We start from the raw sequence: 12,547 nt of genomic DNA on the forward strand, positions 1-12,547 counted from the left end.
GAAGTCCTCCGAAGGTGAGTGGACCCGGCGTGCTGTCCGGGCTTGCTCAACCTTGGTAACCCGCCCCCCGGCCGATGCTCAAACACCCCATCTACGAAGAAAAGCCGTAGAGAGGGGCCCGGGAATTCGTCTCGGTTGTCCCGTTTCGGGGCCCGGGGCGGGCGACGAAATCCCTCACCCGAATGAGGTTTAAACGCTGTTCTGCGGGCACTTTTCCGGACATGGGGCCACGAACGGGCCGTATCGCCCGATGCTCCGGACCGGGCTCCGCCCGCCGGGCCGAAGGACCCTCCGCCGATCCCAGCGCCGTCTACGGCCGTGGATAGTAGGCATGTTTCGGCCTGTGCGCCTTGTCACCGCCGGTGGGACCTAAGTCCTTCCGATTCAGGACCTTCGGCCCGCTACGTCACTACGCTGACGGGAAAGCGGCACGCACCCCCGGGGGGACCCACCATGACGGCAGAGAGCACCCACGACCTGGACGGCATCGAGCTGGCCGATGCCGTGGAATCCATCCGCAACCAGCTGGTGGAGGCGGCTTCGCGGGCCACGGGGCGGCCTCTCGCCTTCGAGGTCGGGGACATCCAGATGGAGTTCACCCTCGAACTGCGCAAGGAGGCCAAGGCGGGCGGCAAGGTCAGGGCCTGGGTGGTCGAGGCGGGCGCCGACGCCTCCCGGGCCACGGGCCGCACGCACAAGGTGGCGTTCACCCTGAGCCCCCGGAACGCGGTGACCGGGGAGGCATGGGAGATCGGCACGGAGGACGACGGGAGTACGGCGGGGTTCGGGGCCACGGCGGGGTCCGGGGCCACGGCGGGGTCCGGTGACGGGCCGGTCCGCTCGTGAGCATCTCGTACGTACGCCCCACCCACCCCGCCGACCGTACGGTGGCCGTCTTCGGCGCCCTTCAGGGCAGCGGCGTCCTCCTCACCGACCGGCTGGTCCTGACCTGCGCCCATGTCGTCAAGACCGGGTCCATCCAGGTGGCCCACCCCGCCCGCCCGGACCGCGTACGGGCCACGGTCGCCTGGATCGACTACCGGCTGGACGTGGCCCTGCTGGAGGCCACCGGGCCGGTGCGGCAGGTCCCCCCGGCCCGGTTCGGCGCGGTAGACACCCGCCAGGCGATCCCCGGCTGCGATATCACCGGCTTCCCGCGCGTCCAGCGCTACGGCCCCGACCGGCGGCTGGAGGCGGACCAGTACACGGCGACGATCCTGCCCATGGCGGGACGGCTCCGTGACGTGCTGGTCTGCAATCTGGACGGCCCGCCGCCCGCCCGCCCGGACAGCGAACCCCCCGCCCTGTCCGGGCTCTCCGGCGGCCCGGTCTTCATGGGCGACGTGCTCCTGGGCATCGCCCGCCAGGTCCCGCAGGAGCGCGAGGGCCGACGCCTCGACTGCGTCCCGCTCGGCCCGGTGCTCGCGGCGCCCCCGTTCCGCCTCGCCCTCCAGCGGGCAGGCATCGAGCCGCGCCTCGAAAGCGTCCACGAAAGCTTTCCGCAGGACCAGCGGTACGAGGCCGAGTACGCCCAGGCCCTGGGCGCCAAGTACCGCCGTACGAAGATCTTCGGCCTGGACGAGCTGGACCGGCACGACTCCGAGTGGGACCTCGACACGGCCTATCTCAGCCTGGAGGCCCAGGCGCAGGACCGGACCCGGGACCGGGCCGCGCGGGACCTGGGGACCCCGGACCAGGCCGCTCCCCTCCCCCAGCGCATCGACACCCTCCTCACCGACCGCCCCCGCGTCCTGCTGCGCGGCGACGCGGGCGCCGGGAAGACGACCCTGCTGTGGTGGCTGGCCGCCCATGCCTCGGCCCGCACCCTCCCCGACGACCTGGCCCCGCTGAACGGCCTGGTCCCCTTCGTCGTACCCCTGCGCTCCCTGCGCGCTCGCGGCGGTACGTTCCCGGGCCCGGCGGAGCTGTCGACCGTGGCGGGACTGGTGATCGACAGGGCCCCGGAGGGCTGGGCGGGCCGGGTCCTGGCGTCCGGGCGGGCGTTACTGCTCGTGGACGGCCTGGACGAGGTGCCGCCGGAGGACCGGGAGCAGGCACACACCTGGCTCTCCCAGCTGCTGCGCCGCTATCCGGAGACCCGGTGCGTCACGACCGTACGGCCGCTCGCTGTCGAATCGGACTGGCTGCGCTCGGACGGCTTCGCCGAGTTACGCCTGCTGCCCATGCGGAACGAGGACATCCAGGCGTTCGTCGTCTCCTGGCACCGGGCGGCCCGGCTCTCCGAGGAGGACGACGCCGACCGCCTGGACGAGCTGGAACGCGACCTCTCCCGCCAGTTCGACCAGAACCCCACGCTCCGCGACCTGGCCCGTACGCCGCTGCTCTGCGCGGTGATCTGCGCCCTGCACCGCCGCCGCGAGGGCCTGCTCCCGGAGACCCGGTGGAGCCTGTACCGCTCGACGCTGGAAATGCTCCTGGGCCACCGCGACCGCATCCGCCGGATCGACGGTCCCGAAGGCATCGAGCTGGACATCGAGGAGCACACCCAGCTGCTCCAGCGGATCGCAGCCTGGCTGGTCCGTGAGGGCCAGTCGGAGTTCACCCGGAACCAGGCGCTGCGCCAGATCCGGCGCGCACTGGCCGGAATGGAGCGGGCGAGCCACCAGGGGCGGCCCGAGGCGATCCTCACCCACCTGCTCAACCGCAGCGGCCTCCTCCAGAAGAACGCCGATGACGCCTACCAGTTCATCCACCGGACCTTCCAGGACTACCTGACGGCGAAGGAGCTGATCGAGGACGAACATCTGAAGGAGCTGCTGCGCCACGCGGACGAGGAGTCCTGGCACGACGTGATCCTGCTGGCGGCGGGGCACTGCGGCCGACGTCAGCTCGCCGCGCTGGTGGGCGGTCTGCTGGACGCGGGGCTGAAACACGAGGCCGGAACGGACGAGCGCACCACCGTCCATGTGCTGGCCGCGCTGTGCGCGCAGTACGCGACTTACCTGGACGGCCCGGTACGGTCCCGGGTCCGGGCAAGCACAGCGGCGCTGTTCCCGCCGTCCACCAGCAGCCAGGTGCGTTCACTGGCCCGGCTGGGGTCGGCCGCACTGGAGTTTCTGCCCGACCCGGGGCGCATGTCCGGCGACAGGCAGCGCATCCAGAAGGTGGCCGAGCTGATCGTGGATGTCGGAGGAGCCTCCGCCGTCGCCCACGCCGGCGCGTGGGTCCTGGCGCACCCGTACCTGAGCAACGCGTTCGCGAGCACCTGGGAGCGCTTCCCGCCCGAGGAGTATGCCACTGAGGTGCTGGCCCACTGCGACCTCACGAAGACGATCCTCTCCGTGAGCAACCGGAAGCAGTTGGGGGCGCTGCGGCACCTTCCCTCCCTGCGCGCCCTGGAACTGCGCTCGGACCTGCCCGAGGCGGAGATCGGCACGGCACTGGAAGGCTCCCGGCTCGGCACGCTTCTCCTCGTGAAGAACGAGCGGCTCACCGGGGTCCCGGACCTGAGCGCCGTCGCGGAATCCCTGAAGTGGCTGGGCATCCATCAGTGCCCCGGAGTCCGGGACCTGGGACCACTGGCCGGGCTCCGCAACCTGAGGCACCTGGACCTGGACACGCGGGAGCTGCGGCTCGGGGAGCTGGCACCGCTGACGGAACTGCCCAGCCTGTCGGACCTCGCCCTGAACCACCTCGCTGCGGACCGGCTGAGCGAAATCGCCGTTCACCCTGGCGTCACCGAGCTGTCCCTGGGGAACGTCCGCCCTCTCGCGCTGGACGGACTCGACGCCTGGAAGTCGCTCACCGACCTGAGGGTCTCGGAACTCGCCGCGCTCGACGAGGCCCTCACCGCCCTGCGGGAGCATGCCCGGCTCGCCCGTCTCCGCCTCCCCGCGTTCCCTTGGGCGTATCGGCCCGCACGAAGCGTGTCCGCCCCGGGGATCAGGGACCTGTCCGTACAGGCCCCTCAGAGCGACGGGGACCTGGGGATGCTGCGATCGCTCTTCCCCGGGGTCGTCCACCTCACCCTGAACGCCTCCCGACGGAGCGCCCTGGATCTCACCCCTCTGCACGCCTGGCCGGACCTGGAGGTGCGGGTGACTGGACTGTCCCTGCACCGCCTCATCGGGGCGGAGGAGCTGAGCGGACGGCTCAACGTCTTCCCCTACTGACCCCGAAAAGGGGCTGCCCCGGACCCGGCCGTGAAGCCGATTCCGGGGCAGCCCCTTCACACATGCCAGGGCTCACGCCCTACCGACGCGTCACGCGTCCTTCGTCAGGTTCGGGCCCGCGCCGCCGCCTGCCGCCTGCTCGATCGGGGGAACGTCGGGCAGAGCCGACTTCTCCTCGCCGCGGAAGGTGAACGTCTTGTCGTCACCCTCGCCCTCGACGCCGACGACCACGATGTGACCGGGGCGCAGCTCACCGAAGAGGATCTTCTCGGAGAGGACGTCCTCGATCTGGCGCTGGATCGTCCGGCGCAGCGGCCGGGCGCCCATCACCGGGTCGTAACCCTTCTTCGCGAGCAGCGTCTTGGCCTCGCCACTGAGCTCGATGCCCATGTCGCGGTCCTTGAGACGCTCGTCGACCTTGGCGAGCATGAGGTCGACGATCTGGATGATGTCTTCCTCGGTCAGCTGGTGGAAGACCACCGTGTCGTCGACACGGTTGAGGAATTCCGGCCGGAAGTGCTGCTTGAGCTCTTCGTTGACCTTGACCTTCATGCGCTCGTAGTTGGTCTTGACGTCGCCCTGGGCGGCGAAGCCCAGGTTGAAGCCCTTGGAGATGTCCCGGGTCCCGAGGTTGGTCGTCATGATGATGACCGTGTTCTTGAAGTCCACGACCCGGCCCTGGGAGTCGGTCAGGCGACCGTCCTCCAGGATCTGGAGCAGGGAATTGAAGATATCGGGGTGGGCCTTCTCGACCTCGTCGAAGAGGACGACGGAGAACGGCTTGCGGCGCACCTTCTCGGTGAGCTGGCCGCCCTCTTCGTAGCCCACGTAGCCGGGGGGCGAACCGAAGAGGCGGGAAACCGTGTGCTTCTCGCTGAACTCCGACATGTCGAGGGAGATCAGCGCGTCCTCGTCGCCGAAGAGGAATTCGGCGAGCGTCTTGGAGAGCTCGGTCTTACCGACACCGGACGGACCGGCGAAGATGAACGAGCCACCGGGGCGCTTCGGGTCCTTCAGACCGGCTCGCGTACGGCGGATCGCCTGCGAGAGGGCCTTGATGGCGTCCTTCTGGCCGATGACGCGCTTGTGAAGCTCGTCCTCCATGCGCAGCAGACGGGAGGACTCCTCCTCCGTCAGCTTGAAGACCGGGATACCGGTGGCGGTGGCCAGGACTTCGGCGATGAGCTCGCCGTCGACCTCGGCGACGACGTCCATGTCGCCGGCCTTCCACTCCTTCTCCCGCTTGGCCTTCGCCGCCAGCAGCTGCTTCTCCTTGTCGCGGAGGGAAGCCGCCTTCTCGAAGTCCTGGGAGTCGATGGCCGACTCCTTGTCGCGGCGGACACCCGCGATCTTCTCGTCGAACTCGCGGAGGTCCGGCGGCGCGGTCATCCGGCGGATGCGCATCCTCGATCCGGCCTCGTCGATCAGGTCGATCGCCTTGTCCGGCAGGAAGCGGTCCGAGATGTACCGGTCGGCCAGGGTCGCGGCCTGGACGAGGGCCTCGTCCGTGATGGAGACCCGGTGGTGGGCCTCGTAACGGTCGCGCAGACCCTTCAGGATCTCGATGGTGTGCGGCAGCGACGGCTCCGCGACCTGGATCGGCTGGAAGCGGCGCTCGAGGGCCGCGTCCTTCTCCAGGTGCTTGCGGTACTCGTCGAGCGTGGTGGCACCGATGGTCTGGAGCTCGCCCCGGGCCAGCATGGGCTTCAGGATCGAGGCGGCGTCGATGGCGCCCTCGGCGGCACCCGCACCGACCAGCGTGTGGAGCTCGTCGATGAACAGGATGATGTCGCCGCGGGTGCGGATCTCCTTGAGGACCTTCTTCAGGCGCTCCTCGAAGTCACCCCGGTACCGCGAACCGGCGACCAGGGCGCCGAGGTCCAGGGTGTAGAGGTGCTTGTCCTTGAGGGTCTCGGGCACCTCGCCCTTGACGATCGCCTGGGCCAGGCCCTCGACAACCGCCGTCTTGCCGACGCCGGGCTCGCCGATGAGGACCGGGTTGTTCTTGGTCCGGCGGGACAGCACCTGCATGACCCGCTCGATCTCCTTCTCGCGCCCGATGACCGGGTCGAGCTTGGACTCACGAGCGGCCTGGGTGAGGTTCCGGCCGAACTGGTCGAGCACCAGGGAGGTGGAGGGCGTGCCCTCCGCGGGGCCGCCCGCGGCCGCCGTCTCCTTGCCGCCCGAGTATCCGGAAAGCAGCTGGATGACCTGCTGCCGCACCCGGTTCAGGTCGGCGCCCAGCTTCACGAGGACCTGGGCGGCGACGCCCTCGCCCTCGCGGATCAGGCCGAGCAGGATGTGCTCGGTGCCGATGTAGTTGTGGCCCAGCTGAAGGGCCTCGCGGAGCGACAGCTCCAGGACCTTCTTGGCTCGCGGGGTGAAGGGGATGTGCCCGGACGGAGCCTGCTGGCCCTGCCCGATGATCTCCTCCACCTGCTGGCGGACCGCCTCGAGCGAAATCCCGAGGCTCTCCAGGGCCTTAGCGGCGACACCCTCACCCTCGTGGATCAGGCCCAGGAGAATGTGCTCGGTGCCGATGTAGTTGTGGTTGAGCATCCGGGCTTCTTCCTGAGCCAGGACGACAACCCGCCGCGCGCGGTCGGTGAACCTCTCGAACATCGTTAATCGCTCCTCAGAGCGGTCGGTCAGTGAGGGGTCGGTCCCCTCCCAGTCCTTCCGCATGCTAGTCCCGCAGGACGGGACAGCTCATTCCAACTGCCGACATCCGTCCGGATCACCCCGCACCGGGCGGGGATTCTTACTGCCGAACAGCTGACAACTGCTCCAACCCGATGGTGCGAGACGATGTTCCCGCAGGCCAGGCAGATACCCCTTTCGCCAGTACGCCGATGGCGAACGTGAGACGCCTCGGCCTGCGTGTCGCCCCTTCCCACTAGGAAAGTCTTACCCGCAATCACTGACAGTCCATGCGGCGCGCCCCGGTTCCCTCCGCTACGGGCGAACAACCTTGCGCTGCCGGACACTCCTTTGCGCCCTCCCGATCCGGACACCATGTGATCATCCGGCGACATCGCGTAACTTCGGTGGCGGTTCGGCGGTTCATCGGACATGGCCGCCACCGTCCCGCCGCCCCGGTCGTCACCCGACGCCGGACCGCATCCCGCCGCCGGTCCCGTCGTCGGCCCCGTCGCCGGGACCGATGCCGGGGCCGCCTCCGGGTCCATCACCGCCTCCGGGTCCGTCGCCGAGTCCGAGTCCGAGTCCGTCGCCGGGGCCGTCTCCGGGCCCGACGCCGTCGCCCGGCGGATCGTCCGGTGGTACGAGGACGAGCTCGGGTGGGCCACCGAGGGGCACGCTCCGGTGCGGCTGCTCACGGGGCTCCGCTTCGACGTGCTGGACCTTCCCGCCGAGGCCGGTCACGCGCTGCTGCGCCGTCCGGTGCGGACCGGGCCGGTGCTGCTGGCCGGTGGACGGATGGGGCTGCTGGTCGCCGCGGGCGGCGCCGATGAGCTGCCGGGGCTGCTCGACTGGCTGGAGTGGGGCCCGATCGACCTCGATCTGACCGCCGTGGGGGCCGGGGGCCGGATCACGGCTCCGTCGCCCCGGGGTGGCACGGGCTCGCCGGGGGCCGCTGTGTGGCTGCGGCCCCCTGATCCGATGCGTGTGCCCGGGCCGGCGCTCCCCGCTGTCGCGGGCTTCGGGAGCAGCGGTGGGGATGCCCCCGATCTCGTACGCCTGGTGGATGCCGCGGCGGCGGAGTGCCACCGGGTCCGGCTGTCGCACGCCCGGGCCGGGCTGCCGGTCGTCGGTCCGGCAGATCAGCCGTTGGCCTTCTCGTAGGCTTCACGGATCTCGGCGGGAACGCGGCCGCGGTCATTGACGTTGTGGCCGTTCTCCCGGGCCCACCGGCGGATTTCCGCGGTGTCCTTGTTGCCACCGGCCACGGCGCGGCCCTTGCCCCGGCCCGTGGCGGCGCGGCCACCGGTGCGACGGCCGCCCTTGGTGTAGGGCTCGAGAAGGCCGCGAAGCTTGTCCGCATTGGCCGTGGTGAGGTCGATCTCGTACGTCTTGCCGTCGAGCGCGAACGTCACGGTCTCGTCCGCCTCGACCCCGTCGAGGTCATCTACAAGAAGGACCTGAACCTTCTGTGCCACGGGATTTCCTTTCATCGAAAATGGAGTACGCGGAAAGGAAACCGCTTTTCTCGGGAAAACACAAACCCCCGGGAGAGGTTCAGGAGCTCGAGAACGCGGGAAACGTACGCGATTCGGACATAGGGATGCAGGGCTTCCGCTCATCACAGGTGCAGAAGCATCCGGCTGTTGCCCAAGGTGTTCGGCTTCACTCGTTCGAGACCGAGGAACTCGGCGACACCCTCGTCGTAGGAACGCAGCAGCTCACTGTAGACATCCATGTCGACCGGTGTCTCTCCGATCTCGACGAACCCGTGCTTCGCGAAGAAGTCCACTTCGAAGGTGAGGCAGAAAACCCTGCGCACTCCCAGCCATCGGGCCGTCTGCAAGAGCTTCTCCAGTACGTGATGCCCCACCCCGGCGCCCCTGATGCCGGGGTCGACGGCGAGAGTACGGACTTCCGCGAGGTCTTCCCACATCACGTGGAGTGCGCCGCAGCCGACCACCCGGGCGTCCTCGTCGCGTTCCGCGACCCAGAACTCCTGGATGTCCTCGTAAAGGGTGACGGTGGCTTTGTCGAGCAGGATGCCGCCGGACACGTACCCGTCGAGGAGTCGGCGTACGGAAGACACATCACTCGTCCTCGCACGTCGGACGGTGATGGCGGGCTTATTTACCGACGGGTCGGTATGAAAATCGCTATCCGGTTCGGTTTGCGGCTGCTCTGAGGACATGCCCCAGACGCTATCGCCCGCTCTCCGGCCCCGTGTCATCGGCCGGGGCAGGTCCTTCGGAGGCCGCCCCTGCCGGTTCCGCCGGTTCCGCCGCGTCGGCCGCCGGGCCGGTCGTCGGATTGTCGGGGGGATTGCCGGCGGAGTTGTCCGCCGGGCCGGGGGAAACCATACGGACGGCGTCCTGAAGTGCTTCGCGCTGCTCGGGCGACATCATGCCGAAGAACGCGACAAGGGCGGCGGCCGGGTTGTCGCTCCGGGACCAGGCTTCGTTCATCAGTGCGGCCGAGTAGGCGGCCCTGGTGGAGACGGCCATATATCGATATGCGCGGCCGTCGACTTCCCTGCGGACCCAGCCCTTCTGATGGAGATTGTCCATTACCGTCATCACCGTCGTGTAGGCGATGGACCGTTCCTGCTGGAGGTCCTCAAGGACTTCCCGCACCGTGACCGGACGGTTCCATTGCCAGACGCGTGTCATCACGGCGTCTTCCAGCTCTCCCAATTGACGGGGCACAGGATCACTTTAGTGCCAGATGTCCCGAATGACTGGTTATTTACAGAGCCAAAAGAGCGCACGGCTCTCATGAGCCGTGCGCTCCAGGGTGTGCGCCGGGTTCCGCGGTGCCGGTGGGCGGCTTCCGCCGCCCTTCCGCAGCCCTTCCGCCGTCAGGCGTTCTCCGGACGAGCGGTCTGCTTTACCGATTCCGCGCGCGCCATCGCCGCGTCCACGGCATCGTCCTCCTTGGTCTTGTTCGGACCGCCCTGACTCTTGACGATCGTCACGACCACACCGATGAAGAAGACGGCCATCACCACGGGGGGCACGAGCGCGGATACGTAGTCCATGCCGTCCAGAGTAGCGAGCCTCCTACGACGGGACGCGGCGACCTCCCGTCTCCTCGGGAAGGCCGCCGCGTCCGGGCGTACGGGGGCGGGGATCAGCCCGCCGCGCGCTCCTCCTCGGGCGGGGGCGGCACGGGGCGGCGCCGGGGCGGGAAGACCTCGGAGGGCTTGGGCATCGGGCGCGGGCCGGGCGCCGGTGTACGGCCGGGGGCGGGGGTGGCCGGAGCCTTGGGGCGTTCCGCCTCCCGGTCGGCGGCCCGGCCGCCGGGCAGGGCGAGCAGCCTGCTGCGGGGGCCGGGGGCCGCCGGGGCGGCGGAGCGGCCTGCGAGCCGGGCCCGCACCGAGCGCTCGGCGAGGATCTGGCAGCGCTCCAGGAGAGCCGCCGCGAGGGGTTTCCCGCGCAGGGCGCGCAGGGCCGCCAGATCGTCGGGGCGGGGGTCGTAACCGGCGGCCAGGGCGTCCTGGAGGAGCTCCAGATAGCCGGTGACGGAGCCGGGGAGGGCGTCGCGGTAGCGGGCCAGGTCGGCGAGGAGGAACGCTCGCAGCCTGCCCGCCTCCCCGACCGCCTCGTCCACGGAGCCCGCGAGCCGCAGGCAGTCCTGGACATCCTCGTCGGACAGGGGCATGGGGTGGAGGGCGATGGCGAGGGCACGTCGGAGCACCCGCAGCTCGTCCGCGCTGAACGCCATGCCGCCTCGTGAACCGTAGGGCGTGGGCATGACGCGACAATACGTGCTAAATGGACAAAATCCGTTTAACTGGTCGTCGGTGGCGCGGCGCCCGCGCACGGCGGCCGGAGCCCCCGCCGCCGCTCCGCCGAGAGCCGTTCCCGCTGGTGCGCCGCGCCCGTGCGGCCGGATCGGGCCCGGTCGGCTACGACCGGGACACGTTCCGCTCGTAGACCAGGCGCAGCCCGATGAGCGTCAGCCACGGCTCGTGCTCATCGATGACGGAGGACTCCCCCAACACCATCGGAGCAAGGCCGCCGGTCGCGATGACCGTGACGTCGTCCGGGTCGGCGGTCAGCTCCTTCTTCATCCGGGCCACCACCCCGTCGACCTGGCCCGCGAAGCCGTAGATGATGCCGGACTGCATGGCCTCGACGGTGTTCTTGCCGATCACGCTGCGCGGCCGGGCCAGCTCGATCTTGCGGAGCTGGGCGCCCCGAACGCCGAGCGCCTCGACGGAGATCTCGATACCGGGGGCGATGACCCCGCCCGCGTACTCCCCACGTGCGGAGACCGCGTCGAAGGTGGTGGCGGTGCCGAAGTCGACGACGATCGCCGGTCCCCCGTACAGCTCGACGGCGGCGACCGCGTTGATGATGCGGTCCGCGCCGACCTCCTTGGGGTTGTCCATCAGGATCGGCACGCCGGTCTTGACGCCGGGCTCGACCAGGACGGCGGGGACGTCCCCGTAATAGCGGCGGGTGACCTCGCGCAGCTCGTGCAGGACCGAGGGGACGGTCGCGCAGATCGCAATGCCCTCGATGCCGTCGCCCAGCTCCATGCCGAGCAGCGGGTGCATGCCCATCAGGCCCTGGAGCAGGACCGCCAGCTCGTCCGCGGTGCGGCGGGCGTCGGTGGAGATCCGCCAGTGCTCGACGATCTCCTCGCCGTCGAAGAGGCCGAGGACCGTGTGCGTGTTGCCGACGTCGATGGTGAGCAGCATCAGGCGTCGGCCCCGTCACTGGTGCGGTCCGTGGCCGCGTCGCGGAAGTCCAGGCCGATGTCCAGGATCGGCGAGGAGTGGGTGAGCGCCCCGACGGCCAGGTAGTCCACGCCCGCGTCCGCGTAGGCGCGGGCCGAGTCGAGGGTGAGGCGGCCGGAGGACTCCAGGATCGCGCGCCCGTCGACCAGGGCCACCGCCTCGGCGGTCTCCGCCGGGGTGAAGTTGTCCAGCAGAATCAGGTCGACGCCCGCGTCCAGCACCTCGCGGACCTGCTCCAGTGTGTCGACCTCCACCTCGATGGGCAGGTCGGGGAACTCGGCGCGGACCCGCTTGAACGCCTCCGCGACCCCGCCCGCCGCGACGACGTGGTTGTCCTTGACCAGGGCGGCGTCGGAGAGCGACATCCGGTGGTTGACGCCGCCGCCGCAGCGCACCGCGTACTTCTCCAGCGCGCGCAGCCCCGCCGTCGTCTTGCGGGTGTCGCGGACCTGGGCCTTCGAGCCCTCCAGCACGTCCGCCCAGGCGCGGGTGGCGGTGGCGATGCCGGAGAGGCGGCAGAGCAGGTTCAGGGCGCTGCGCTCGCCGGTCAGCAGGTCGCGGGTGCGGGTGGTGACGGTCAGCAGCTTCTGGCCGGGGGCGACGCGCTCGCCGTCCTCGACGTGCCGCTCGACCTCGAACTCTTCGGTGCAGACGATCGACAGGACCGCCTCCGCGACCCGGAGCCCGGCCACCACACCCGCCTCGCGGGCGGTGAAGTCACCGGTGATCACGGCGTCCTCGGGGACCGTCGCCACGGTCGTGACGTCCACCCCGCCGTCGAGGTCCTCCTCGATCGCCACATGGGCGACGTCCTCGACCTGGACGGGGTCGAGACCCGCCTCGGCCAGCAGCAGGGCGAGCGCGGGGTCGAGCCCGCACTCCAGGGCCTCGGGGTCGAACCCCTCGTCACCGCCACAGCCGCAGCCGTCACCGCAGCCCCCGGAGGGCGCGGCGGGTTCGGGCGCGCCGACCCGGATCAGCGGTACGTCCACAGGTGTGGGGCGCGGATTCTCTTCGGGCGTGGACACGG

General features: G+C 70.1%; 12 protein-coding genes. 3 read left to right on the forward strand and 9 right to left on the reverse strand.

Annotated elements, in window-relative coordinates; translation table 11 throughout:
- Nucleotides 1-453 precede the first annotated feature (453 nt).
- Complete coding sequence (locus B7C62_14370) at nt 454-846, forward strand: hypothetical protein (GenBank protein ID ARF73321.1); 393 nt, start codon at nt 454-456, stop codon at nt 844-846.
- Complete coding sequence (locus B7C62_14375) at nt 843-4,133, forward strand: ATP-binding protein (protein ARF73322.1); 3,291 nt, start codon at nt 843-845, stop codon at nt 4,131-4,133. Before B7C62_14370 ends, B7C62_14375 begins: the two co-directional genes overlap by 4 nt.
- 90 nt (nt 4,134-4,223) lie before the next feature.
- Here B7C62_14375 and B7C62_14380 read toward each other — a convergent pair whose 3' ends face one another.
- Both B7C62_14380 and B7C62_14385 read right to left on the reverse strand, forming a co-directional pair.
- Nucleotides 4,224-6,755, reverse strand: coding sequence for an NDP-hexose 4-ketoreductase (locus tag B7C62_14380; GenBank protein ID ARF73323.1), 2,532 nt, complete (start codon nt 6,753-6,755; stop codon nt 4,224-4,226).
- 26 nt (nt 6,756-6,781) lie between these two features.
- Nucleotides 6,782-7,030, reverse strand: coding sequence for a hypothetical protein (locus B7C62_14385; GenBank protein ID ARF77161.1), 249 nt, complete (start codon nt 7,028-7,030; stop codon nt 6,782-6,784).
- Between the two features lie 373 nt (nt 7,031-7,403).
- On the opposite strand from B7C62_14385, the gene B7C62_14390 reads away from it, so the two are divergent.
- Nucleotides 7,404-7,937, forward strand: a complete 534-nt coding sequence (locus B7C62_14390) for a hypothetical protein (protein ARF77162.1) — start codon at nt 7,404-7,406, stop codon at nt 7,935-7,937.
- On the opposite strand, the gene B7C62_14395 is transcribed toward B7C62_14390, so the two are convergent.
- The 7 genes from B7C62_14395 to B7C62_14425 form a co-directional block, all read right to left on the reverse strand.
- Nucleotides 7,916-8,251 (reverse strand): Lsr2 family protein, encoded by a 336-nt coding sequence (locus B7C62_14395; GenBank protein ID ARF73324.1) that lies wholly within the window; start codon nt 8,249-8,251, stop codon nt 7,916-7,918. The two genes, B7C62_14390 and B7C62_14395, sit on opposite strands and share 22 nt — an antisense overlap.
- Nucleotides 8,252-8,394: 143 nt before the next feature.
- On the reverse strand, nt 8,395-8,964 hold the full coding sequence (locus tag B7C62_14400) for an N-acetylglutamate synthase (protein ARF77163.1): 570 nt from the start codon (nt 8,962-8,964) through the stop codon (nt 8,395-8,397).
- A 10-nt stretch (nt 8,965-8,974) separates the two neighbouring features.
- Complete coding sequence (locus B7C62_14405; GenBank protein ARF73325.1) at nt 8,975-9,478, reverse strand: CopY family transcriptional repressor; 504 nt, start codon at nt 9,476-9,478, stop codon at nt 8,975-8,977.
- 152 nt (nt 9,479-9,630) lie between these two features.
- A complete protein-coding gene (locus B7C62_14410; protein ID ARF73326.1) occupies nt 9,631-9,810 on the reverse strand; it encodes a hypothetical protein in 180 nt (59 codons plus the stop codon).
- Nucleotides 9,811-9,902: 92 nt separating this feature from the next.
- On the reverse strand, nt 9,903-10,496 hold the full coding sequence (locus B7C62_14415; protein ID ARF73327.1) for a hypothetical protein: 594 nt from the start codon (nt 10,494-10,496) through the stop codon (nt 9,903-9,905).
- Nucleotides 10,497-10,680: 184 nt separating this feature from the next.
- Nucleotides 10,681-11,478, reverse strand: coding sequence for a pantothenate kinase (locus tag B7C62_14420; protein ARF73328.1), 798 nt, complete (start codon nt 11,476-11,478; stop codon nt 10,681-10,683).
- Nucleotides 11,478-12,545 carry a nicotinate-nucleotide diphosphorylase (carboxylating) gene (locus B7C62_14425; GenBank protein ID ARF73329.1) on the reverse strand — a complete coding sequence of 356 codons (1,068 nt, stop codon included), beginning with the start codon at nt 12,543-12,545 and terminating at the stop codon, nt 11,478-11,480. The genes B7C62_14420 and B7C62_14425 overlap by 1 nt, the downstream gene beginning before the upstream one ends.
- Nucleotides 12,546-12,547 lie beyond the last annotated feature (2 nt).

Source organism: Kitasatospora albolonga (assembly GCA_002082585.1).
GTDB classification, from domain to species: domain Bacteria; phylum Actinomycetota; class Actinomycetes; order Streptomycetales; family Streptomycetaceae; genus Streptomyces; species Streptomyces stephensoniae.